The sequence below is a fragment of the Pseudomonas sp. 9_2_1 genome (genome assembly GCF_059295275.1).
The window spans coordinates 4,011,089-4,033,778 of record NZ_CM181239.1; the positions used below are offsets into that span (position 1 = coordinate 4,011,089).

Here is a 22,690-nt window from a genome sequence, read left to right on the forward strand (position 1 = left end):
CAGAATGTGAAAAAACGCCTGTCTTGTTGTTGTGTTGCGCACAGCGATGACGAGGCTGTCATCGGGTCAGATGGCGCCGTGTGAGCGCCATGGCCCTGGCGGGCACTTGTGGTGTTCGCGTCGGGCTGAACGGTATGGAAACAGTTGCTGACTGATAAATAAAATCGATTTATCGTATTTCACACATAAGCCCAGCTTGTTACTGAGGTCGTCATGTCGGTTTCCCACGCACAACTCAAGGCCTTTCACGCAGTGGCCGTGCACGGCAGCTTTACCCGCGCTGCACAAAAGCTGTTTCTTACCCAGCCGGCGGTGTCGGACCAGGTACGCAAACTGGAGGAACGGTTCGGTGTATTGCTGTTCCACCGCAACAAGCGCTCGGTGCAACTGACCGACCTGGGCGAGCGCCTGTTGGGCATCAGCCAGCGCCTGTTTGCCTGCGAAGCCGAGGCCCATGAGCTGCTGCAGGACTCACGCGCCCTGCACACCGGCAGCCTGGTGCTGGCGGTGGATGCGCCGGTGCACGTGCTGCCGCAGATCGCCCGCTTCTGCCAGCGCTACCCGGGCATCCAGGTGAAGATCGAGACCGGCAACACCGATGAATCGCTGGCCAGGCTGTTCAGCTACCAGGCCGACCTGGCCCTGCTTGGCCGGGATGTCGATGATCAGCGCCTGCATTGCCTGCCGCTGCGCCGCGACCCGATGGTGGCGTTCGTTTCGCACAACCACCCGTGGGCCAGCCGCGGCTCGATCAGCCTTGCCGACCTGGACGACACGCCACTGGTGCTGCGCGAGCCGGGCTCGGTGACGCGGCAGACTTTGGAAGAAGAGATGCAGCGGGCCGGGTTGCGGATACGCCCGGCCATCCAGGTGGAGGGCCGGGAGGCGGCGCGTGAAGCGGTAGTGGTGGGGATTGGCGTGGGCGTGGTGTCGGCGGCAGAGTTTGGTGCCGATGCGCGGGTGTGTGCGTTGCCGATCATTGACTGCCAGCGGCACCTGACCGAAACACTGGTATGCCTGCGCGAACAGCGAACGCGGGGGGTGGTGGCGACCTTTTTGCAGATGGTCGAGGAAGGGGTGCAAGTCTGGGCTGGGCCTATTGCCGGCACTGCCAGCCCGGCTATGCTGGAATAACCTCACCCCGCAAACCGATCACCCATGCTCTACCGCCTCGCCGCCGACAGTCTGGTCCTGCTGCACCTGGCCTTCATCCTGCTGGTCCTGTTCGGCGGGTTGCTGGTGCTGCGTTGGCGCCCTGCCCTGCTGCTGCACCTGCCAGCCCTGGCCTGGGGCCTGGCGGTGGAATGCCTGCAGTTGGGCTGCCCGCTCACCCGCTGGGAAAACCGAATGCGCGAAGCTGCGGGTGACGCGGGCTACGAGGGCGGCTTCGTCGAGCATTACGTTTGGCCACTGATCTACCCCACAGGGCTCACACCGCAGATCCAGTTGCTGATGGGCGGTTTCGTGCTGCTGCTCAACCTTGGCATCTACAGCTACGCGGCCCGGCGCTGGCACCGCCCTAGCGGGTAGCGATCAGGAACAGGCGCGGGAACGGCAACAGCACCTTGCCGTCGGTGGCTGGCGGGTAATCGCGCTGCATGGCCTGCAGGTACATCTGCAGGAAAATGGCCTGTTCCGCCGCGTCCAGGCGTGCCAGGTAGGGCCGAAGGGCCGAACCCTTGAACCACTCCACCACCGCTTCCGCGCCACCGGGCAGCGGGTGGTGATAGGTGGTACGCCACACATCCACGCGAGTGCACAGCGGGCTGAGCAGGTCATAGTAGAACGCCGCGCTGTGCCGTGGCGGCAGCTGGAAGTCTGCAAACTTCGCCGCCCAGGGGCCTTGGCTGGCGATTTCGCGCAGCTGACGGTGAGCCGGTTCGTCGAGGTTATCAGGCGTTTGCACGGCCAGGCTGGCACCTTCACTGAGTTGGCGCACCAGGTGCGGGTACAGCGAGGCGTGGTCGGCTACCCACTGCAGCGAGGCATTGGCCAGGATCAGGTCCTGCGGCTCAGGCGCGGACCAGCCGGCAATGTCAGCCACGGCCGTGCGTACCCGGGGGATACACAGGCGTTTGCGCTGGCGGGCCTTGTCAATCATGTCCGGGTCGCTGTCCAGCGCGGTTACCTGGGCATCTGGGTAACGTTGCAGCAGCACTTCGGTGGAGTTGCCAGGGCCGCAGCCCAGGTCGGTGGCGTGGCGCACCGGGCGCGCTGGCACGGCGGCAAGCAGGTCGCGCACGGCGCGGGTGCGTTCATCTTCGAACAGGGAATACTGGGTGGCGGACCAGGCCATGTGTGGCTCCTTTGGGCAGGCAATGTGCACAGCATATGCTATCTGCCGGCTGTGAGGGCCTTACTCCTGCTCCGCCAGCAATGCCTGTATCACCTGCTCCTGCCCCGCATAATCCCCCTCGCCAAAGTGCACATGGCGCACCTGCCCCTTGCGGTCGACGAAGTAATGCGCCGGCCAGAACTGGTTGCCCCAGGCATTCCACACTTTGTAGTCATTGTCGGCCGCAACCGGATAACCGATCCCCAGCTTGGCCACCTTGTCGCGCAGGGTATCCAGATCATGCTCGTAGTCGTACTCCGGCGTATGCACCCCGACCACCACCAGCCCCTGGTCGGCATAACGCCGCGCCCAATCGTTGACATGCGGCAGGCTGCGCTGGCAGTTGATGCAGTCCCAGGTCCAGAAGTCCACCAGCACAACCCTGCCTTTGAGCGCCGGAGCATCCAGTGGCGCGGAGTTCAGCCAATGGCTGGCGCCCGACAGCGCCGGCATGGCGCCGTAGCTGTCACGGGGCATCAGCTGCCCGGCCAGGCCCAGACCGGCTGCGACCAGGGCAATACCTCCTACTAGCAACAGCAGGCGTCGATCAGTTCTCATGGCAACCGCCGGTGGCGTAGCTGCGGTACTGCACGCTCTGCTGCTGACCCTTGGAATCGAGGTAGTCCATGCGGGTATTCACCAAGCCGCAAGCGTTGCTCTGGTCATCCTGAACCGACAGTACTTTTTTCACATCCAACTGATCGCCGTAGCGGTACTGCATGGGGCTGCCTTCATGCATTGGGGCGGTGGCGGCCTGGGCGGCGATAGCGCCGCAGCCGAGCACGGCGAACAGGCTGGCGCTGGCGAAGGTCTTGAAGTTCATGGCATCTCTCCTGTGTAGCACTGGGTATGGGGAGTGTTGCTCCCCGGTCGAGAGCCATTTGACGCCTGCCAGGTATCCCATATGTGTCGCCCGAAGCGTGATGTGCTTCCTGCTGTATCCATGCCCAGGCCAGATACACTGCAATACAAAACCCCGCAGGCACGCGCGAGCGTGCTCTGTACACTGCGGCAAAGCCCACTTACACAGGAACGCTGCGCATGGAACACGTCGATCACATCCTGATCGTCGACGACGACCGCGAGATCCGCGAACTGGTCGGCAACTACCTGAAGAAGAACGGCCTGCGCACCAGCATCGTCGCCGACGGCCGGCAGATGCGCGCCTTTCTCGAAGCCAACAGCGTCGACCTCATCGTCCTCGACATCATGATGCCCGGCGACGACGGCCTGCTGTTGTGCCGCGAACTGCGCGCCGGCAAGCACCGCAACACCCCGGTGTTGATGCTGACCGCGCGCAACGACGAAACCGATCGCATCATCGGCCTGGAGATGGGCGCCGACGATTACCTGACCAAGCCGTTCTCGGCACGCGAACTGCTGGCTCGCATCAACGCCGTGCTGCGCCGCACGCGCATGCTGCCGCCCAACCTGACCATTAGTGAAAGCAGCCGCCTGCTTGGTTTCGGCCAGTGGCGCCTGGACACCACCGCGCGTCATCTGCTCGACAGCGAAGGTACCCTGGTAGCCCTGAGTGGCGCCGAGTACCGCCTGCTGCGGGTGTTTCTCGACCACCCGCAGCGGGTGCTCAGCCGGGAGCAGCTGCTGAACCTGACCCAGGGCCGTGAAGCCGACATCTTCGACCGCTCCATCGACCTGCTGGTCAGCCGCCTGCGCCAGCGCCTGGGTGACGATGCCCGCGAGCCAAGCTGCATCAAGACCGTGCGCAGCGAGGGCTATGTGTTCTCGCTGCCGGTGCAACTGCTCGAGTCGCCCGCATGAAATGGCCACGGACGCTGGCCTCGCGCCTGGCACTGATCTTCTTCACCGGCCTGGTGCTCGCCTACGGCCTGTCGTTCGGCCTGCAGGCCTACGAACGCTATATCAGCAGCCGCTCGATGATGCTCAGCAACCTGGAGCAGGACGTGGCCACCTCAGTGGCCATCCTCGACCGCTTGCCCGCCGCCGAACGCGCAGCCTGGCTGCCGCGCCTGGAACGGCGCACCTACCGCTACCGCCTGGACCAGGGCCTGACGGGCGAGGCCATGCCCAGCAGCGACCCACCCATGGCTGCCGAGTCGATCGTCAAGGCCATCGGGAGTGACTACCGCCTGACCTTCGAGGAGATCCCCGGCCCGAATGCGCACTTCCAGGCCCACCTCACCCTGGCCGACGGTACGCCGCTGACCATCGACGTGACCCCGACCCCAGTCCCGGTGGCCCGTTGGCTGCCAGTGGTATTGCTGATCCAGCTGGCGGTGCTGTTACTGTGCACCTGGCTGGCGGTACGCCTGGCCATCGGCCCGCTTACCCGCCTTTCCCGTGCGGTGGATAGCCTCGATCCGGACAAGCCCAGCGTGCAACTGGATGAAACCGGCCCGCGCGAGGTGCGCTACGCCGCTGCGGCCTTCAACGCCCTGCAGGCACGAATTGCTGCCCATCTCAAAGAGCGCATGCAGCTGCTGGCGGCCATTTCGCACGATCTGCAAACGCCGATCACGCGGATGAAGCTGCGTGTCGAAGTGATGGATGATGGCCTCGAGAAAGACAAGTTGTGGAGCGACCTGGGCGAGATGGAGCACCTGGTGCGCGAAGGCGTGGCCTATGCCCGCAGCATGGACACCAGCACCGAGGCCCCGTGCCGGGTCAACCTCGATGCCTTCCTCGACAGCCTGGTGTTCGACTACCAGGACAGCGGCGCCCAAGTCCAGCGCCGCGGCAGCAGCGTAAGCCTGCTTCAAACCCGCCCGCACGCACTGCGCCGGGTACTGGTGAACCTGGTCGACAACGCACTCAAGTTTGCGGGCGCCGCGGAGCTCGAAGTGTGCAGTGAGGGCGGCACTACAGTGATCCGCGTGCTCGACAACGGGCCAGGCATACCGGGTGGCGAGCTGGAAGACGTGCTCAAGCCGTTCTACCGGGTAGAAGGGTCACGCAACCGCAGCACCGGAGGCACCGGGCTGGGGCTGGCCATCGCTCATCAATTGATCCAGGCGATGGGTGGGCGGTTGACCCTTAGCAACCGCAAAGGTGGCGGGCTTTGCGCTCAGATCGAGCTCAACTGACTGGCAGGTCCGCTTCAAAAATCCAGCATTCTCTGAAGGGTTTCTACAATCCGATACACAATCCGTCTCTCCCGACACACTGCCGATACCCGCCCCCTTCACACTCCCGGTCATCCAACCACACCCGGCCTGCAGCGCCGCTGCGCCGGTGCACTTTACCTGGAAGAGACCACCCACATGACAACCTTCACTCGCACCCTTGCCCACTTCGACCGTTTCGGCACGTGGAGCGCCGACCTGCCTCTACGACTGTTTCTGGCGTGGGAGTTTTTTGAGTCAGGCCTGGAGAAGTTCAATGGCAGCAACTGGTTCGCCGACCTGCAATCCAGCTTTCCCTTCCCCTTCAATCTGCTGCCCGCCGAGCTGAACTGGCAGCTGTCGATGTGGGCGGAATTGATCCTGCCGTTGCTGCTGTTGCTTGGGCTCGGTACCCGGCTGGCATCTTTGGGACTTGTGGTGGTGACGGTAGTGGCTATAGCGGCAGTGCACTGGCCGGCGCATTGGTCAAGCGTGGCCGAATTGGCCCAGGGGTATGCGATCACCGACCAGGGCTTTGGCAACTACAAGCTGCCGTTGATCTACCTGGTCGCGTTGCTGCCACTGCTGCTCAAGGGGGCTGGGCGCCTGAGCCTGGATCATTGGCTAAGGGCGCGGTTCTACAGCTGAAATCGCTGGGGCTGCTGCGCAGCCCATCGCCGCGCGCCCCAATACGTGCAGTCAGCAGGTACCGATGATGACGCCTTGCCCGCGCAGTCCCTCCAGCAACGCCAGCCCCTGCTCTACATCCCCACCCACAGCCGCCAGCCGCGCCCGTCCACTGCCCTGCTCCACCAGCAGCCGATAGGCCATCGGCGCCAGCCGCGCAAAGCGCACCTGCAAGCCGGCATCGCGATACACCAGCAGCAAGGTCGGCGCGTCTGGCGCAACCGTTGGCTGGTAATCCACACCAATACGCTCCACCGGCCAACGATAAGCCAGCACTCGCGCCACACACGACAACAGCGGCTCGCCATCCAGCAAGTCGCCCGCCGGCTCATGCTGCGCATCCTCGGCATCACTCAGGTACAACTGCGCCTCGATCCATTCATAGTGCGCCAGCTCCAGCTGCCAGGGCGCGTCCAGCTCCACCCCCTGCAGGTAATCGACGAAGGCCTGGGCAATTTCGGTAAACAACGGCGTCTGGCTACGGTAGTTGGCGTAAAAGTCACGCACGCGGGCATGCCAGCACTGTTCCCCTAATGCCTGGCGCATCACCGGGAAGCTGCCAGCCAGCAAGCCTTCGATAGCGCCGTAGAACAACTCGCAGTAAACCTTCAGGCGCCGCGCCTCCAGGCCGGGCGGCGGGGCATGGCGCTGAGGATCGCGCAGGTGGCGGGCCAGGGTGTATTGCTGTTCGCGCAGGGTCTCATTCATGGATTGAAGCTCCCCAGGCACGCTGTACAGTGCGGATACGTGCCGTTTCGGCGAGCAGCTCGGCCAGTGGCGGGTAGTTGAAGTCGCGTTCGAGCACCGTTGGCAGCACGCCAAAACGGGCACAAGCGAAGGCATACAGGGCCCAGACATCTTCCCTGACCGGCGCCCCGTGGGTGTCGACTTTCAGATCGGGCGCCTCGTCAAAATGCCCGGCCACATGCATACCGGTCACGCGTTCCCTGGGTAAGCCGTTGAGGAATGCCCTGGCGTCGTAGCGATGATTGCAGGCGTTGACGAATACGTTGTTGACGTCCAGCAGCAGGTCGCAATCGGCTTCATCAAGAACCGCGCGAATGAATTCGAGCTCGCTCAGCGCCTGGTACGGTGCGGCATAGTAGCTGATGTTTTCCACGGCAATGCGCCGTTCAAGGTATTCCTGTGCCTGCCGTATGCGCGCGGCCACATGGCGTACGGCTTCATCGGTGAACGGCATAGGCATCAGGTCGTACAGGTGCCCGTCATCGCTGCAATAGCTCAGGTGCTCGCTGTACAAGCGCACCTGGTGGCGATCAAGAAACTGACGGGTCTGGTCGAGGAAATGCAGGTCCAGTGGCTCGCTGCCACCCAGCGACAACGACAGCCCATGGCAAGTGATGGGGAAGCGCTCAGCCAATTGAGCCAGACCCTTGCCATAGGCACCGCCCACGGCAATCCAGTTTTCCGGTGCGCATTCGAGAAAGTCCACTGTGCCGGGCTGCATCTCCAGCAGGTCGGGCAACAGCCCGCGACGCAGGCCGAGCCCTGTCTGCAGAGGCAGAGCGTAAGAAGGTGTGCAGTGCATTGGCAGGTCTCCAACAGGCACAACGCCCCGCCTGATCAGCAGGAGGGGCGTGGCGGCGTTTCATGGGAAGAAGATCAGCCCTTGGCAGTCAGGGGGCTGAACAGGCCGTAAGCCATGGCAGCGTGAAGCCTGGCAAGCTACGCGCCGGCATGCTTGCCTTCAGCCCCAGCCTTGGCGCTGGCTCCGCACTTGCCTTCACCGCATTTGCCTTCGCTGTTGGTGGCCTTGTCGCTGCCGCCGCATTTGCCTTCGCCCTGCGTGGCCTTGCCACTGCCGCCGCACTTCCCTTCACCACATTTGCCCTCGCCGGCCACTTTGGCTTGCGCCAGCTGATAACCCTGAGCCAGCGGTTCGACGGCAAACGCGCTGCTGCCCAAGGCCATGCTGCCGATCAGGGCGGCACCCAGAATGCCGAAGGTGCTTCGTACTTGAGTCATGGTGATGCTCCACTTTGGTTTGGAAAGTGGAGCCATTAGGCCGGGCGGAGTTGTCGTGGATGTATCAGGCGATGCGCTGTTTTGTAGGGAAATGGGTCTGTACGCTTGCCAGATACAGACCGATACATGCCGCGCAGATGGCCCTGGGCATGCCAGGGCCATTACCGGGGATCAGTCTTCCAGCGGTTTGGGAGGTGCCGCCGGCTTGGCGGGTTTGGCAGGCTTGGCGGCTTTGCTGTCCTTGGGTTTGGGTTCAGCGGCGGCCGCAACGGGCTCGGGCGCTGTAACGGCCTTCTCGGTGGCGGGCAGCTCATCGACCGCCTTGAAGATGTCCTTTGGCTCGATCGTACCGCCGCTGTCGTCATCCTTGAGCATGTGCCGCTCACCATCCTTGCCGATCAGAATCACCTTGGTGCCTTTGCTGGCACCCAGCTTGAGTTCGCGGATAAGCGCCATGGTGGTCTGCTGCTCCAGGTTCTTGTCCTCACGCTTGCCGATCATCTGGGCAACGCTGTACAACACCAGATTACGCTCCTTGAAACCCGCCTGAGTGGCAGGGTCCTTGAGCGCCTCGTTCAACCCGCGCAGGGTCGGGTCGGCGCTACTGGGCGCAATGACCACCAATGGTCTGGCTTTGCCCAGTTCCTTGGCCAGCGGCGCATCACTGTCGGCCGCAATAACAGGCCCTGTGATAGCGAGCAGGGCGGCGAAGGTCAGTGACCGGACGAGCATGCGTATCTCCTTATTCTCTCGATAAACCAGAAGACTACAGATCAGGGAGAAAGATCCGACGAACGAGCGTAAACCAACCGGGGGCATCGGTGTGTCAACGAAAAGTAACCGAGCATTACCGTTTGCGACAACCTGCCCAAGCCCCCACAAAGTCCATACGCCCGCCTGTCAGATGAGCATAGTCCAACGCGCCCTTTGCACACCGTAGTAACGCATCGCATCCAGCTGCAGTACGGCTTCGCTCAGCCATGGGGTGCAGGGGGTGCCAATACTACGGCGGGCAAATGCGTGGCGATCGCTTCGCGGGTCAGTTGTAACTGCAGGTTGCGCTCCCTGCGTTGCACACTGTCATTGAGCCGATTGATTTCCTCAGCGGGCGCGTTACGTTCCATCATTGCCTCGAGGTCGTCGTGCATGGACTGCGGAACTTGCAGGCGCACACCAAAAGCCTTCTGCAGATACGCTTTCCAGAACCGTTGCGACACCAGGTATTCCGCCAGCGCGTCCGGCGACTGCGCATTGCGGACCTGCCGTGCTGCGACGACGAGGTCCAGGTCGGAAAGCAAGGCGACTCCTGGGTTGAGCATTTCGTCGTGCTCGATGGGCAGGTCGAGATTCTCGATCAATGCCAGGCGGTACGCCAAGGCGAACTCCAGCGATTCATCGGCCCTGCCCACGCGTGCGGCGTGCAGCGCCGCCAGGCTATCAAGCGCTGCCAGCCGCCAGCATTGAGCGCCAATGGAAAGCAGCGCCCGCTCTGTGTCGACAACGCTGTGTTCGTTCAGCGCCTTCCAGACCTTCACCCGGATCTCCAGATCGCTGAAGCGCAGCGTCGCATTGTCTTCGCAATACTCGCTCAAGGCGTGCCTGAACACTTCTGCTTGCAGCTCCGGGCGCTTCACCAAGTACATCAGCATCCGCTGTACGCGCAAGGCCAGATACCGGCTGGTGAATGCCTGGCGAAAATCGGCGGAAGTCGTGAGCCTCTTCAACAGATGAAAAAAGTCCTGCGAACCCGCCCGGGCTTCAAGCGTGCCCCATGCATCGGCCAGGCGGTCGCGCTCGCTGCTGGTGACAAGGTCTAGCCAACGGAGCATGGTCGGAACCGGGTCATCATTCAGTTCATGCCATTGATCGCGTACGCCCTGCAGCGGGTTACCTGATAGCCGCACCCTGCCGTCGAGCCACAAAATGGAACGGTAGAAACCAAAGGGCAAGGTCCGGATGGCGTTGTCGGCAAGATCGAGCGTCCTCAGCCGTGCGGCTTGCAGAAGACCACCGGGCACCTCTGTCAACTGGGTGTTGCCCAACATCAACGTCCGAACGCTCTGCATTTCGACGATGGAAAACGCCAGGCGTAATGGATTGTGCGACAGGTTCAAATAGACAAGCGAGCGGGATCGGGCCAGCAGGTCTGTGGCGCGCCCATCCAGACTGATCTGGTTACCGGACACGTCCAGCACTTCCAGCTGTGAAGCCAACTCGCGGGACAAAGGCAGACTGCGCAGTCGGCAATTGGTGACGCACAGCACAGTCAACCTGGCAAACACGTGGAGGAAGTCCTCCGGCACCCTGCGCAGCTGCAGGTTTCTCAAGTTGATCCGGGAAACGTGGGCAAAATCCACTTGCTGCGGTATGGCCGGCAGTTCATCCAGGTTGCTGGTGTAACTGCTGAGCTCAAAGGAGACACGCCCTTCGCCCGACGAGCGTGGGCCCAGGCGACGCCAACAGTGCTCTAGCGTCACCGCAAACTGGCGACGCGCATTCCAGGCCCAGATTCGGGCAGTAGACCGCTGCCAGCTACGCAGCTGGCGGGTCAGCATCCGCAACTGCTGCTCAAGGTCGACCAGCATCATCGTGGGATCAAGCTGCGAGGCCCGCGCGCGCGTAAGCCAGTCGTCTACCTGCTGCTCACCGAACCCCGGATACAGGTCTCGCAGCTGGGCAGCAAGACCCGCTGGCCGTCGCCTCGTGCCGCGGGCGCCGATACAAGAGCGGCAACCACTCAATGGGTATCCTGTCAGCCCTTGACCAAAGCGTTGTGGGGGAAGGAAGAAACCGGTAGGTCGCCTGATCCCCAGTACGTTCGCAATGACCAGCTGTCCTCGCGCTACATGCTCGGCGAGCCGTGCACGTAATTGCGCAGCGAACGGCTGCCCGATACCCATCGCCGCATGCGCTTCGTCGCTATACCCGGTGGCAACGAGATCGAACAGATCACCCGGTCCATGTTGTTCATTCAGATAAAAAGCACCGCCCTGAAACCTCAACCGCAGCAATCCCGCCCCCCCTTCGGTACTGGCCAGCGGCTGGCCTGCATCGCCGTCGAACAGCTGCCACCCGGGCCCTGCAGCTGCACCTGGCAGCTGGCTCATGCCTGCCAGCACAACGCGCGCCAGATTCAGGTCCTGTGGCAGGTCGAACAACAGCGCCTCATGCGCGCGCACGCAACGAATGTGCCTTGCCAGGTCGGCGGCATGGTAGGCAAGGCGCTGGTCCGTAGCGCCCAGCAGTTGCTCGGCTGCCAGGCGGTGCAAGCTTTCGAAGTCGCGCTGCAGCTCGTAAGTGGCCGGCGTCACGGGATACCGTTCATAGTACAACTGCAGTAGCAGTGCATGCCGCGTGCCCCAGACCCGGTCCGCCAGCTCGGCGTCCGACAGCGCTTCGGTCTCCGCCCCTTGCCGGACCCTGTTCAGCAAAGCGCTGTCCTGAACCGTCTGGGTGCTGCGCAGCTGGCTGATCAGCGCCTGGATACGGTTCATCACCGCCACGCGATTCACCGTGTCCACCAAGCAGGCATGGGGCGCACCGCTACACACGTGCAACCCCCTCAGATGCTCTGCTGTCATGTCGTGGATCGCCAACACGTGGTCTATCTGCACAGGCGCCAGCTCGGTGAACGGGCCACCCAGGCGTTGGAACATCTTGTAGGTGTCATCCCACTCGACAGGTTGTTCGCACCAGACTCGCCATGCCCCGGAAGCGTTATGCCGAAGCAGGGGGCCATAGCCGTCGACGGGCTTGATCTGCCAGAGGTCGTCCGGGCGCTGCAGGACCTCGAAAAAGCTACCCTCCATGTTGACCCAGCAGCGTTCGCCCTGACGGTAGACCCCTGCGGCATCGGCCAGTGCCTGTACAGGGGGGGCAGCACTGCGGAACGGCGCCAGGTCGAACTGCCACAGTTTTTCAGACCCGTCCTCCAGACGTGCCACTACCATAGGGTCTACCCTCTGCCACGCTCGGCTGACGGTGCGCATGACCACTGCCGTAACCCCCAGCTCAACCAGCTGTGTGAACACGTCCAGCACATGGTCCAGCGCTGCTCGGGCATCACCCTCACGCCAGGCGCCTACCGCATGGAACACGTCCTCGAGCAAGCCCCAGGCTGCAATGCCCAGCAACACGGCATTGAGCTGCGGCACGAACAGGCCCATCACGCCGGCAGTCATCCAGGCGCTGTTGACCAGCCGATTGTGCCGCTGCTGCTCAACCCTGGCGTCGATGTCCTTCACTGGCACCGCAATGAACGCCGCGTCGTCCTTGACCTGGTCAACCCATGCCTGGGCCAGGTGGGCGAACAATGGTTGCGGGTAATCGGACAGGTGCTGGTCCATGTCGCGGGTTGCCCAGTCAGCGACGTCCTTGAGGGCGTCGGCTACCTGGGCAAAGAACGCCTGACGGTCGCGGCGGCGGATGAACCGGCGGAAAAACCGCTGATACGGCTGTTTGGCAAGACGCTTGCCCAAGGTGCTGCGGATGAATGCATCCAGATCAGTCGCTACATTCCACGGGCTGACCGGGTCGTCCGGGATGTACACCAGTACCCGCGCGCTGGATTTGAACCCGATAAAGTCATCAGTGATGTCCAGCACCAGTATCTGCTCGAGCCTGCAAGCGTAGGCTGTCAGCTGCCGGGCATGCACCGCCCGGGTGCCTAAAGCGCCAAGCCGGCCGTGGTGACACAAGCCAACTACCAGTTCAAGCTCTTCGGCAGTCAGCGTGCCGTCGTTTCTGGCGCGACAGGCGTCGACCAGCATCGATGAGGCCAGCAGCGCTGCCAGGGACGATGCGACCGTATGCCCGCTGGGCGTGCGCTCAGCCGGCGCATCGAGCGCAGCCTGAAGGTGCTCCTGATAGCGCGCTCCCAGGTCGAGATTGCGGCAGCAACCGGCAAAAGCAGCCGCCGTCATGCCGGCAACTGTAGCGCCATCCCCGGCGACCACGCGATCCTTGCGCGATAGCCCACGCCCCTGCGCTTCGTCCTCGGTAAAATTGGCAAGCGCTGCGGTGACAAGCGGAATGTCGAAGTCGTTTTGTTGCTGCTGGGGCAATCGGCCAAGCGCCCAGTCGGGCCTGGGCGCAATAGTGAAATAATGGTGGCGCAGATAGAGGGTGCTGCAGTCGACCAGCACTGAAAAATCGTCGCGCAAGGCGCGCTGCAGCAGCGGCCGGCAGTACTGCTCGATACCCTGAATATCCCGCAGGTCAAGACTCAGCCGTTGCTTGCACTGCAAGCCGGTTTTCAACGCTCGGACCAATGCCGTGAGTTGTATCGGCGACAATGCCGGTTGCTGCCCTGCACCGGCGGCGCTCAAGTTGCGCATCCAGGCCGGCAGTGCCCGCACGATCACGCCATCCTGATACCCCTGCTCCAACGCCAGGCTATCGCCCGCCTCACTATTGCTCATGAAATGCCCCTTTTTCATCGAAAGGTGCAACGCTAAGCAGTAGCAGTGGCCAAAGGGACTATGGCGTTACCACCGGCTCAGAACAGCTTCAGCTGGCTGCCTGTCAGGGCACTGAAGTCATCCCCGACAAAAGGCAGGATGGCATCGGCGACCGGTTGCAACTGACGGCTCAGGTAGTGCTCGTAGTCAATCGGTGATTGCAGGTTTTCCAAAGGTTCGGGACCCGCAGTTGTGATGATATAGCTGATCCAGCCACCCTTCTGGTACTGCGTGGGGCGGCCGATGCGCCGGTTGTAGTCGTCCGCCAGCCGTGCGGCGCGCACATGCGGTGGCACGTTGCGTTGATAGTCCGCCAGCGGGCGCCGCAGGCGCTTGCGATAGACCAGCTGCGCATCCAGCTCGCCAGCCAGGGTGCGCTGCACGTAATCACGCACGTATTCGCGATAGGGCTCATTGCGGAACACCCGGCCATACAACGCCTGCTGGAACTCCCGCGCCAGTGGCGACCAATCGGTACGCACCGATTCCAGGCCTTTGTAGACCATGGTCTGGCTGCCATCGGGCTGCTGCACCAGGCCCGCATAGCGCTTCTTGCTGCCTTCTTCGGTGCCGCGGATGGTCGGCATCAGAAACCGCCGGAAATGCGTTTCGAACTGCAGCTCGAGCGCGCTGTGCAGGCCCAGCGTGTCGCCCAGGTGCTGCTGCCACCAGTGATTGACTTCGGCGACCAGTTCTCGACCAATGCGTGCCGCTGCGTCCTCGCCGTGGGCCCCCTTGAGCCAGACGAATGTCGAGTCGGTATCGCCATAGATCACGTCATAGCCGCGCGCCTCGATCAGCAGGCGGGTCTGGTGCATGATCTGGTGGCCGCGCATGGTGATCGACGACGCCAGGCGCGGGTCGAAGAAGCGGCAGCCGCTGGAGCCGAGCACCCCGTAGAAGGCATTCATGATGATCTTCAGCGCCTGGGACAACGGTGCATTGCCCTCGCGCTTGGCCGCTTCCCGGCCCTGCCACACCCGCTCGACAATGGCCGGCAGGCAATGCCGGGTACGCGAGAAGCGGCCACCGCGGAAGCCTTCCACCGAGTGCACGTCGTCCGGCTGGCGCAGCCCCTCGACCAGGCCAACCGGGTCAATCAGAAAGGTACGAATGATCGACGGGTACAGGCTCTTGTAGTCCAGCACCAGCACCGAGTCGTAGAGGCCCGGGCGCGAATCCATGACAAACCCGCCAGGGCTGGCTTCGTCCGGGCGGCTGCCAAGGTTGGGGGCGACAAAGCCCAGGCGGTGCATTTGCGGAATGTACAAATGGCAGAACGCCGCCACCGAACCGCCGCTTCGGTCCACCGCAAGGCCGGTCACCGAGGACCGCTCCAGGAGGAATTCGAGCAGGCGGGTGTGGGCGAAAATACGCGTGACCAGTTCGCAGTCCTTGAGGTTGTAGCGTGCCAGCGCCGGTTTGTCTTCGGCGAAGCGGCGGTTGATTTCGTCCATACGCTGGTAGGGCGTGTCAATGGCCTTGCCTTCGCCGAGCAGGGTCTGGGCGACATTTTCCAGGCTGAACGAAGGGAAACTCCAGGTCGCCGAGCGCAGCGCCTCGATACCGTCGATCAGCAGTCGCCCCGGTGCATCGGCAAACACATGGCCGCCACCGGCCTGGCTGCGCAAGGTCATGGGCGCGCCATTGCGGCCCAGTGCCAATGGCACCTGTAGTTGCCCGGCATGCTCATGCAGCAGACGCAGGTCGAACTGGATCAGGTTCCAGCCGATGATCGCATCGGGATCGTGTTCGGCCATCCACTGGTTGAGGCAGTTCAGTAGCGCGGCACGATCGGTGCAATAGTGCAGGTCGAAGTCGATGTCAGCAGGATCGCCGTTGGCCGGGCCAAGCATGTATACCTGGCGCTGGCCGCAGCCTTCCAGGGCAATGCTGTACAACTCGCCGCGCTCGCTGGTTTCGATGTCCAGCGACACCAGGCGCAGCGGCGGGCGATACCCCTTCAACGGCTTGAGCTGCGCATTGCAGAGCACGCCGTGGGGATCCGGTTGGCCGGTGAACTGTACCGGGGCAGTGATGAACCGCTCCATCAGGTAGCGCTCGGGCGGCCGGATATCGGCTTCGAACACCTCGATGCCGGCAGTACGCAGGCGTTGCTCCAGCTGCATCAGCTGGCGGTGCTGGCGGCAGTACAGGCCCAGCACCGGCCGGTGGTCGAAATCCTGGAGCTGCAGGGGGCGCAGCTCGACGCCAGGCTCGTTGCCGAGCAACACCCTGGCATGCGCCTCCTGCGCCTGAGGGATGAACGCCACCGACACCTGCGGTGCCAGGCGCAGCTGGCGCGGGCCTTGGTCGGTGGCTAGCCACAGCTCCACGCAGGTGCCGTCGGGCGTGTCGTGCCAATGCCGGGTCAGGACAAAGCCCTGTTGCAACTCCACCGCGCCAACCTCTTACCTGTCTGTTGAATGGGTGATTCTACCGCTGTCGGGTCTGGCGTGAGGCTTTTAGTGGCGCTGAAAACCTCAAGCCTGGCGCTCCCCCTTCACAAAACCGCCGCGTCGCCCGGCCCAGGCCAACAACCAGGCCACCACAATCAATGCCAGAACCACCGCGCCAAACGACCCGACACCTGCCCCCGTCAGCAGCACCCCGCCGATGATCCCGCCCAAGGCAATGGCGCTGTTCCACACCGTCACCAGCATCGACTGCGCCACATCACCGCCCTCGCCCGCCGCGTCGGCGCAGGCGGTTTGCAGCAGGGTCGGCGCGCCACCGTAGGTGACGCCCCACAACGCAACGCTCAGGTACACCAGCCATGACGACGCCTGCCCCAAGGCCAGGGTAGCCAGCGCGAAACCCGCCAGGCTCAGCAGCACCAGTGTGCGCAGATGCCGGTCGACCAGTAGCCCCACCAGGCCGATCCCGGCCAGTGCCGCCACGCCGAACACCATCAGTACCGGACCGATGTCGGCCGCCATGCCGGCCGCCGCCAGCAGCGGCACGATGTAGGTGTAGAGAATATTGTGGCCCAGCACCCACGTCAGGATCACCAGCAGCACAATGCCTACCCCCGGCGTGCGCAGCACCTGCATGGCCGACGGGCGCTTGCCAGCGGCATGCCCGGGGTAGTCTGGTACCGACAGCAACACCCAGATCACCAGCAACAGCGCCGCCAGGGTGATCACCACGAAGGTGGCGCGCCAACCCAGCCATGCCCCCAGCCATGTGGCGATCGGCAACCCGAGCGACAAGGCAATCGGCGCGCCGAGCATGGCCACCGCCATGGCTTTACCCTGCTGCGCCACCGGCGCCATGCGCCGCGCGTGGCCTGCAATCAGCCCCCAGGCCAGCCCCGCTGCAGCGCCGGTGAAAAAACGCAGGAGCAGCGTCAGGGTATTGGAGGTCGACAAGGCGGTCAGCCCGTTGAACAGGACGAAACCGACGATTGCCAGCAGCAGCGCCCGGCGGCGATACCACCCTTGGGTCAGGGTCACCAGCGGAATGGCCGTCAACAACGAGCCAAGCGCGTACGCCGTCACCCACTGCCCGGCCATGGCCTGGCTGATGTGCATGCCATCGGCGATCTGGTCGAGCAAGCCCGCAGGCAAGGTTTCGCTGAGGATGGCGATGAAGCCGGTCAGCGCCAGCGCCAGCAAGCCGCTTAGCGGCAAGCGCTCGGTGCTGGCTGCAGGTAGCGCAGCGGATGAGGTCTGGGTCATTGCGGAGGCCTTGAAATGAAGAGAGGCGCACAGTCTGCCGGGGGGCGGCATTAGGGAAAAAGATGGGTACAATGCCGCTCAGCCAGGACATTCATGTCCGTAATCAGGAAAATGCAATGGACAGCCTCAGCGGCTTCGTGGTGTTCAACCGGGTGGCCGAGACCCGCAGTTTCGTCGCCGCCGGGCAGTCGCTGGGTGTCAGCGCGTCAGCCGTGGGCAAGCGCGTGGCGCGGCTTGAAAGCCGCCTGGGGGTGCGCCTGTTCCACCGCAGCACTCGCAGCATCACCTTGACGGCCGAGGGCATGCTGTTTCTGGAGCGCAGTCGGCGCATCCTGGCCGAGATCGAGGCCACCGAGCAGGCGCTGTCGCAAGCCAGCGAAACCCCGCGTGGCCGCCTGCGGGTGAGCATGCCGCAGGTTACCGGGCTGGTGATGCCGGCGCTGGCCGAGTTCATGGCGCTGTATCCGCAGGTGGAACTGGACCTGGACTTTTCGGACCGCATGGTGGATATCGTCGGCGAAGGCTTCGACGTGGTTATGCGCGGCGGGCAGCCGCTGGACTCGCGGCTCAACGCCAAGTTCCTGGGGCACTTCCAGCACCGCCTGGTAGCCTCGCCCGACTACTTGCGCGAACGCGGCACACCCTTGCACCCGCGTGACCTGGCGGCGCATACCTGCCTGCACTACCGCTTCCCCAGCACCGGCAAGCTGGAAACCTGGCCGCTGCGCCAAGAGCACCCCGAACACGCCTACGACATCCCCATCTCGATGGTCTGCAACCACGTCGAAACGCGCGCCTGCTTTGCCGTCAACCACCGTGGCATCACCTGCCTGCCCGATTTCAACGTGCGCCGCGAACTTGGCAACGGCACGCTGGTCAGCGTGCTCGATGACTTCATGGAGCGGCGCGGCAGCTTCTACCTGCTGTGGCCATCCGGGCGACAGGTGCCGCCGAAGTTGCGGGTGTTCATCGACTTCATGCTCGAACGCGTGTTCAACCGTAAAGGTAGTTGATGTCCTTGTGCGCCAGCGGCGCGACCTGGCCAAGCAGGAAGTCGCGTAGCTTGTGCATCTGCCGCGCCTTGGGGCTGGCCTTGAGCCAGGTCATGTAGTAACCGTCGCCGGTGGCCACTGCGTGCTTGAACGGGGTCACCAGCCTTCCTGCCGCCAGGTCGGCACTGGCCAGCACCAGGTCGACCACCGAAATGCCCAGGCCTTGCTGGGCAGCCGAAATGCCTTGGTCGAGGGTATCGAACACTTGCCCCTGGTCGATGCTGACGTGCAGCGCGTCCATGCGCGTCAGCCAACGCCGCCAGTCGCGCCGGTCCGGGGACGGGTGAAGGAACTCGCACTGGCTCAGGTCGGACAGCGCCGGTTGCGCCTGCGGCAGGTAATCGGGGTGGCACACCGGAATCAACCATTCATCGAACAGCTTGCAGCTGTCGATATCGGCGGGGAAACGCCCGTTGGCCAGGAGAATGGCGCAGTCGTAGGGCTCGGAGTAAAAGTCCACGCTGTCGATGTCCATCCACACGCTCGACAGCTGCACGCTGCAGTTGTCCTCGATCTTCTTGAACCCGTCCAGCGCGCGTAGCAGCCAGCGCACGGTGAGCGTTGACGGCGCCTTGAGGCGCAAGCCATAGCGGTCCTGGCGCAGCAATGCACAGGCATTCTCGATGATCTTGAAGCCTACCTTCAGCTCCTGCGAGAGCAGCCGGCCGTGCTCGGTCAGGCTCAGTTTGGGGCCGCGACGTTCGAACAGGTCGCAGCCGAACATGGCTTCGAGGGTTTTGATGTGATGGCTCACTGCACCCTGGGTCAAGGCCAGTTCTTCCGCAGCCCGGGTAAAGGAGCCGTAACGAGAGGCCACCTCGAAGGCACGCAGGGCGTGCAAGGCCTGAATCCGTTCTGACATGGCGGCGCCTTAAGCATGAGCAAGACTAATAGTAGGTCATAGTTCCACGCGTTTTACAACGTCAGGTTCGTCTCGGAAAATGCAGGTAAATAACAAACATAACCAAGATCCTGCCTGCATATGACTGGAACGTTCAATTTAATTAACGCCTGGGGAAATCCATGTTTACGGGATATGGAAATTGCTATCGCCTGGATGCGCTAGAGCTGGCCGCTGAACATGGTTGCAACATGCAACACTGGACGTACAAGACCATAGAACATTTTCGCAGTATTCTCGCCAACCCTGAATTCCCTTGCCTGTTCGGCCGCAAGGCGGTGAACGGTGAAACCTGCCACATCCTGTTCGCCCGCGCCGAGCAACTGGCCGATGATATTGCACAGGGCCTGGCCGACTATGTCAGCACCGTCGCCCCGATCAAACCCAAGCAGCGTATCGGCAGCCCACTGGTGGTGTTTCTCGAAACCGCCGCCAGCTGCACCCTGGCCGAACAGCAGGCGCTGGCCTGGAAGGTGCTGCGCGGCGTGCATGCCCGCGACCCGCACCCATGGCCGCAGGGCATCCCTACCGACCCCGACGACAACGGCTGGTCGTTCTGCTACGCCGGCATGCCGCTGTTCATCAACATGAATTTCCCCGGCCACCAGCAGATGAAAAGCCGCAACCTGGGGCAGCACATCACCTTCGTCATCAACCCGCGGGAAAACTTCGACGAAGTGGCCAATGCCAACACCGAAAGTGGCAAACGCATCCGTGAACGCATCCGCGACCGCGTGCGCCACTACAACAACGGCGTCATGCCTGAAACCCTGGGCTTTTTCGGCGATACCGACAACTACGAGTGGAAGCAGTACCAACTGCAGGAGGCAGGGTCGCTCAACCCGTCCCGCTGCCCGTTCCACGCCCATGCCGCACACCAGGCGACCCCCGACATACTGATCGAGAACTGACCGTGAATACCGCACTTACCGCCACCTATGCCCTCACCGTCCTGCTGCTTATCGCCACCCCCGGCCCGGTGGTGGCGCTGATCGTCAACACTGCGGCTGCCTCTGGCTCGCGCAAGGCCATGTTCACCGCCGTCGGCACCAACTGGGCGTCACTGGTGCTGATCGGTGCTGCCGCGTGGATCATCCTTACCAGCGCCGCCATTGACAAGGCCTGGCTCAGCACCATGAGCCTGCTTGGCTGCCTGTTCATCGGCTACATCGCCATGGGCACGCTGAAGGATGCCTTGCAAGCGCCCGCGGGGGATGCGCCGGCCGAGTCCGCCAAGCCGGACCGTGGCGGCCTGCTGCAAGGTTTCATGGTGGGCATCTCCAACCCCAAGGACATCATTTTCTTCATCGCCTTCTTCCCGCAGTTCATCCAGATCACCGAATCGTTCGGCAAAAGCATGGTGGTGCTGTCACTGCTGTGGGTGGCCATCGATTTCGCCGTGCTCAGCCTGTACATATTCGCCATCGGCAAGCTTGCCTCGCAGCGCAGCAACCGCTTCATCAGCCTGGCCTCGGGGGTCGCCCTGCTGCTGATCGCCTCGGGCGGGCTGCTGTACAACCTCAAGGAACTGGCGGCCTGAACCTGCTGCGGAGCAGCCGATGCAACAGAAGGAAAGACCATGACCGCAACTGATACGAGCCCGGCTCCTTCGCCGTTGCAACAGGACTACCAGCGCTTTCTGCTGCTGGGCAGCCGCCGTGCCCCGCACACCGTGCATGTGCACGAAACCGGCTACCGCTCCGGCACCATCAACACCGATGCCTTGGGCCTGCGCTACAGCCATTGCGCCGGCAAGCGTTTTTCGGCGGCCGAGCGCGGCGGTGCATCGCGCATCAACCTGCTGGTCGGCGGCTCCACCGCCCTGGGCATCGGCGCCAGCTCCGACGAACACACGGTGGCCTCGCACCTGTCCATGCTCACCGGCGAGGTCTGGCTGAGCCTGGCCGGCTGCGGGCTCAATGCCAGCCAGGAACTGCTGATGTTCCTGACTCACCAGCACCGGTTTGGCCAGCTCGGCCATGTGGTCGTGCTGAGCGGCCTCAACAGCCTGGCCCACGAAGCCCTGTGCGAAGTCGTCGCCGGCCCCGGCGACGCGCAGCAGGCCAAGGCCTACCAGGACTTTCTCAACAGCTTCAGCGAAGGCATGCAACCTGCCGCGCCGCCGCGTCGCCAACCGCTGTGGCGGCGCATCGGCCAGGCACTGACAGCCCCTCCGGTCAAGGCGCCGCTGAACTGGGCGTTGTCCCCTCCGGAAAAGCGACTGGCCCGCGCGGCGGACAGCATTGGCCGTACCTTGCGCCAATGGGACAGGTTGCTGGCAGACAGCCACGCCACCCTCACTTTCATCCTCCAGCCGCTGCTGCCCTGGTGCCGGGATACCCTGCCCAGCGGCGAGCAGGCCATGCTGGCAGCGCTGGAACAACAACCGGCGAACTTCGACCGGCTGCTGGAAGGCGCATTCGACAGCCAGCTGCACTCGGCCTTCTTCCGCCGCATCAAGAGCCAGGCCGACCCGGTGCCCTGCTACGACATGAACGGCATGCTCAGCAGCTCGCCGGTATTCGGCGCCGACCTGTTCATCGACCGCCTGCACCTGAACGACCTGGGCAACAATGCCTTGGCCAAGGTGATCACTGCCAAGCTTGGCCTGGCCCAGGAAAAACACGCCCAGCGCAAGGTCACGCCGATCAAGCTCGTCTGAGAGTTGCCGGATGCTCTTCCGACAACCCCCCTTGGGTGGCTAGAATACGGCGTCGTTCCGATCTGCCCGAGGCGCACGCTTGACCGCCATGAACATCGAAGCCGTCCACCCGCCTATGCTCGCCCATAGGGTGCGCCCGTGAGCCGCACGCGTAGCCTGCTCCCGTTGTTGGTTGCGCTGATGCCGCTGGCCGGGCACGCGCTGGAGGTGAACATCGACCCACATGCCGACCTGCTGTACCGTCAGGCCTTGCCGCTGCTGGAGCAGGCCGACAACCAGGAAGACGGCGCCAGCACGCTGCGCACCTCCATAGGCGGCGACCCCGAACTCAGCCGCCAGGGCCAGGCCTTGGCGCACACCTTGCCGACAGCGGTCGCTTTACTGAAAAAGTCGGTGGACCTGGGCCATCCGGTCGCGCAGTACCGCCTGGCGCTGTACTACATGACTTACCTGCCGGCCGGGCAAATCGCCGATGCTGCCTGCCCATTACTCGAAGCCAGCCTCAAGCAGGGCTTTGCCGCACCGGCGCCCGCCATCGCCACGTGGTGCGCGCCCTACAACGCCAGCAGCGAGTACCGCGCAGCACTCGAAGCTATCCCCAACATGGCCACCGTGTACGCTGCCTACTACCCGCAACCGGCGCCGCGTCTTGTCTGCAACCGTAGCCGTCCGCAAGGTCTGGAAATGTTGTGGGGGCGCCAGCGTGACTATCAGGCCGAGTTGTACCGCCTGCTCGGTGACCTCGACCCGCAGCACCGCCAGAGCCTGCTGCAGAAGGCGGTGGACACCAACGGCTGCGTGACGGCGCAGCGGCAGCTCACCAGCCGCCCCTGAACGGCTACCTC

General features: G+C 63.5%; 20 protein-coding genes and 1 pseudogene. 10 read left to right on the top strand and 11 right to left on the bottom strand.

Going from position 1 to position 22,690, the window contains the following annotated elements:
* The first annotated feature begins 213 nt into the window (after window positions 1-213).
* On the top strand, window positions 214-1,134 hold the full coding sequence (locus AC5O5I_RS18135; RefSeq protein WP_494511269.1) for a LysR substrate-binding domain-containing protein: 921 nt from the start codon (window positions 214-216) through the stop codon (window positions 1,132-1,134).
* A gap of 24 nt (window positions 1,135-1,158) precedes the next feature.
* Entirely contained in the window at window positions 1,159-1,530 is a 372-nt protein-coding gene (locus AC5O5I_RS18140) for a DUF2784 domain-containing protein (RefSeq protein ID WP_172286389.1), read from the top strand.
* Here the strand turns inward: AC5O5I_RS18140 and tam are convergent.
* The 3 genes from tam to AC5O5I_RS18155 are packed head-to-tail and all read right to left on the bottom strand — an operon-like array spanning window position 1,520 to window position 3,158.
* Window positions 1,520-2,296: a trans-aconitate 2-methyltransferase gene (tam, locus tag AC5O5I_RS18145; protein WP_172218783.1), complete on the bottom strand. Its 777-nt coding sequence runs from the start codon at window positions 2,294-2,296 to the stop codon at window positions 1,520-1,522. The genes AC5O5I_RS18140 and tam overlap by 11 nt on opposite strands.
* A 60-nt stretch (window positions 2,297-2,356) precedes the next feature.
* Window positions 2,357-2,893 (bottom strand): thioredoxin family protein, encoded by a 537-nt coding sequence (locus tag AC5O5I_RS18150; RefSeq protein WP_494511270.1) that lies wholly within the window; start codon window positions 2,891-2,893, stop codon window positions 2,357-2,359.
* The gene (locus AC5O5I_RS18155; protein ID WP_172218779.1) at window positions 2,883-3,158 is read right to left on the bottom strand and encodes a DUF2790 domain-containing protein; all 276 of its coding nucleotides are present in this window, start codon (window positions 3,156-3,158) and stop codon (window positions 2,883-2,885) included. The genes AC5O5I_RS18150 and AC5O5I_RS18155 overlap by 11 nt, the downstream gene beginning before the upstream one ends.
* Window positions 3,159-3,376: 218 nt before the next feature.
* Between AC5O5I_RS18155 and AC5O5I_RS18160 the strand changes: the two genes are divergently transcribed.
* From AC5O5I_RS18160 to AC5O5I_RS18170, 3 genes are all read left to right on the top strand, one after another.
* Entirely contained in the window at window positions 3,377-4,117 is a 741-nt protein-coding gene (locus AC5O5I_RS18160; RefSeq protein ID WP_172218777.1) for a response regulator, read from the top strand.
* On the top strand, window positions 4,114-5,400 hold the full coding sequence (locus AC5O5I_RS18165; RefSeq protein WP_494511271.1) for a sensor histidine kinase: 1,287 nt from the start codon (window positions 4,114-4,116) through the stop codon (window positions 5,398-5,400). The genes AC5O5I_RS18160 and AC5O5I_RS18165 overlap by 4 nt, the downstream gene beginning before the upstream one ends.
* 177 nt (window positions 5,401-5,577) lie before the next feature.
* Complete coding sequence (locus AC5O5I_RS18170) at window positions 5,578-6,066, top strand: HvfX family Cu-binding RiPP maturation protein (protein ID WP_172218773.1); 489 nt, start codon at window positions 5,578-5,580, stop codon at window positions 6,064-6,066.
* 51 nt (window positions 6,067-6,117) lie between these two features.
* On the opposite strand, the gene AC5O5I_RS18175 is transcribed toward AC5O5I_RS18170, so the two are convergent.
* From AC5O5I_RS18175 to AC5O5I_RS18205, 7 genes and pseudogenes are all read right to left on the bottom strand, one after another.
* Window positions 6,118-6,813, bottom strand: a complete 696-nt coding sequence (locus tag AC5O5I_RS18175; RefSeq protein WP_172218771.1) for an HvfC family RiPP maturation protein — start codon at window positions 6,811-6,813, stop codon at window positions 6,118-6,120.
* On the bottom strand, window positions 6,806-7,654 hold the full coding sequence (locus tag AC5O5I_RS18180) for an HvfB family MNIO-type RiPP peptide maturase (protein WP_494511272.1): 849 nt from the start codon (window positions 7,652-7,654) through the stop codon (window positions 6,806-6,808). Before AC5O5I_RS18180 ends, AC5O5I_RS18175 begins: the two co-directional genes overlap by 8 nt.
* A gap of 143 nt (window positions 7,655-7,797) precedes the next feature.
* Window positions 7,798-8,091: pseudogene (locus AC5O5I_RS18185) on the bottom strand (HvfA family oxazolone/thioamide-modified RiPP metallophore); the annotation flags it as partial.
* A gap of 171 nt (window positions 8,092-8,262) precedes the next feature.
* The gene (locus AC5O5I_RS18190) at window positions 8,263-8,823 is read right to left on the bottom strand and encodes a DUF4174 domain-containing protein (RefSeq protein WP_494511273.1); all 561 of its coding nucleotides are present in this window, start codon (window positions 8,821-8,823) and stop codon (window positions 8,263-8,265) included.
* Between the two features lie 242 nt (window positions 8,824-9,065).
* Window positions 9,066-13,511: an NEL-type E3 ubiquitin ligase domain-containing protein gene (locus AC5O5I_RS18195; RefSeq protein WP_494511274.1), complete on the bottom strand. Its 4,446-nt coding sequence runs from the start codon at window positions 13,509-13,511 to the stop codon at window positions 9,066-9,068.
* Between the two features lie 77 nt (window positions 13,512-13,588).
* Window positions 13,589-15,949: a DNA polymerase II gene (locus tag AC5O5I_RS18200; RefSeq protein WP_494511275.1), complete on the bottom strand. Its 2,361-nt coding sequence runs from the start codon at window positions 15,947-15,949 to the stop codon at window positions 13,589-13,591.
* A gap of 84 nt (window positions 15,950-16,033) precedes the next feature.
* Window positions 16,034-17,230: an MFS transporter gene (locus tag AC5O5I_RS18205; protein WP_494511276.1), complete on the bottom strand. Its 1,197-nt coding sequence runs from the start codon at window positions 17,228-17,230 to the stop codon at window positions 16,034-16,036.
* Between the two features lie 116 nt (window positions 17,231-17,346).
* On the opposite strand from AC5O5I_RS18205, the gene AC5O5I_RS18210 reads away from it, so the two are divergent.
* Complete coding sequence (locus AC5O5I_RS18210) at window positions 17,347-18,243, top strand: LysR family transcriptional regulator (RefSeq protein ID WP_172218750.1); 897 nt, start codon at window positions 17,347-17,349, stop codon at window positions 18,241-18,243.
* Here AC5O5I_RS18210 and AC5O5I_RS18215 read toward each other — a convergent pair.
* The gene (locus tag AC5O5I_RS18215; protein WP_172218748.1) at window positions 18,224-19,144 is read right to left on the bottom strand and encodes a LysR substrate-binding domain-containing protein; all 921 of its coding nucleotides are present in this window, start codon (window positions 19,142-19,144) and stop codon (window positions 18,224-18,226) included. The two genes, AC5O5I_RS18210 and AC5O5I_RS18215, sit on opposite strands and share 20 nt — an antisense overlap.
* A gap of 161 nt (window positions 19,145-19,305) precedes the next feature.
* Here AC5O5I_RS18215 and AC5O5I_RS18220 point away from each other — a divergent pair, with 161 nt between their 5' ends.
* From AC5O5I_RS18220 to AC5O5I_RS18235, 4 genes are all read left to right on the top strand, one after another.
* Window positions 19,306-20,094, top strand: coding sequence for a YqcI/YcgG family protein (locus AC5O5I_RS18220; protein ID WP_172218746.1), 789 nt, complete (start codon window positions 19,306-19,308; stop codon window positions 20,092-20,094).
* 2 nt (window positions 20,095-20,096) lie between these two features.
* On the top strand, window positions 20,097-20,723 hold the full coding sequence (locus AC5O5I_RS18225) for a LysE family translocator (protein WP_172218745.1): 627 nt from the start codon (window positions 20,097-20,099) through the stop codon (window positions 20,721-20,723).
* Between the two features lie 39 nt (window positions 20,724-20,762).
* The gene (locus AC5O5I_RS18230) at window positions 20,763-21,845 is read left to right on the top strand and encodes a hypothetical protein (RefSeq protein WP_494511277.1); all 1,083 of its coding nucleotides are present in this window, start codon (window positions 20,763-20,765) and stop codon (window positions 21,843-21,845) included.
* A gap of 138 nt (window positions 21,846-21,983) precedes the next feature.
* The gene (locus AC5O5I_RS18235; protein WP_172218743.1) at window positions 21,984-22,679 is read left to right on the top strand and encodes a sel1 repeat family protein; all 696 of its coding nucleotides are present in this window, start codon (window positions 21,984-21,986) and stop codon (window positions 22,677-22,679) included.
* Window positions 22,680-22,690: the final 11 nt, after the last annotated feature.

Bases quoted from the DNA above. Each gene is read 5' to 3' on its own strand.
- AC5O5I_RS18135 (WP_494511269.1), top strand. From the start codon at position 214: ATGTCGGTTTCCCACGCACAACTCAAGGCCTTTCACGCAGTGGCCGTG.
- AC5O5I_RS18140 (WP_172286389.1), top strand. From the start codon at position 1,159: ATGCTCTACCGCCTCGCCGCCGACAGTCTGGTCCTGCTGCACCTGGCC.
- tam (WP_172218783.1), bottom strand. From the start codon at position 2,296: ATGGCCTGGTCCGCCACCCAGTATTCCCTGTTCGAAGATGAACGCACC.
- AC5O5I_RS18150 (WP_494511270.1), bottom strand. From the start codon at position 2,893: ATGAGAACTGATCGACGCCTGCTGTTGCTAGTAGGAGGTATTGCCCTG.
- AC5O5I_RS18155 (WP_172218779.1), bottom strand. From the start codon at position 3,158: ATGAACTTCAAGACCTTCGCCAGCGCCAGCCTGTTCGCCGTGCTCGGC.
- AC5O5I_RS18160 (WP_172218777.1), top strand. From the start codon at position 3,377: ATGGAACACGTCGATCACATCCTGATCGTCGACGACGACCGCGAGATC.
- AC5O5I_RS18165 (WP_494511271.1), top strand. From the start codon at position 4,114: ATGAAATGGCCACGGACGCTGGCCTCGCGCCTGGCACTGATCTTCTTC.
- AC5O5I_RS18170 (WP_172218773.1), top strand. From the start codon at position 5,578: ATGACAACCTTCACTCGCACCCTTGCCCACTTCGACCGTTTCGGCACG.
- AC5O5I_RS18175 (WP_172218771.1), bottom strand. From the start codon at position 6,813: ATGAATGAGACCCTGCGCGAACAGCAATACACCCTGGCCCGCCACCTG.
- AC5O5I_RS18180 (WP_494511272.1), bottom strand. From the start codon at position 7,654: ATGCACTGCACACCTTCTTACGCTCTGCCTCTGCAGACAGGGCTCGGC.
- AC5O5I_RS18190 (WP_494511273.1), bottom strand. From the start codon at position 8,823: ATGCTCGTCCGGTCACTGACCTTCGCCGCCCTGCTCGCTATCACAGGG.
- AC5O5I_RS18195 (WP_494511274.1), bottom strand. From the start codon at position 13,511: ATGAGCAATAGTGAGGCGGGCGATAGCCTGGCGTTGGAGCAGGGGTAT.
- AC5O5I_RS18205 (WP_494511276.1), bottom strand. From the start codon at position 17,230: ATGACCCAGACCTCATCCGCTGCGCTACCTGCAGCCAGCACCGAGCGC.
- AC5O5I_RS18210 (WP_172218750.1), top strand. From the start codon at position 17,347: ATGGACAGCCTCAGCGGCTTCGTGGTGTTCAACCGGGTGGCCGAGACC.
- AC5O5I_RS18215 (WP_172218748.1), bottom strand. From the start codon at position 19,144: ATGTCAGAACGGATTCAGGCCTTGCACGCCCTGCGTGCCTTCGAGGTG.
- AC5O5I_RS18220 (WP_172218746.1), top strand. From the start codon at position 19,306: ATGTTTACGGGATATGGAAATTGCTATCGCCTGGATGCGCTAGAGCTG.
- AC5O5I_RS18230 (WP_494511277.1), top strand. From the start codon at position 20,763: ATGACCGCAACTGATACGAGCCCGGCTCCTTCGCCGTTGCAACAGGAC.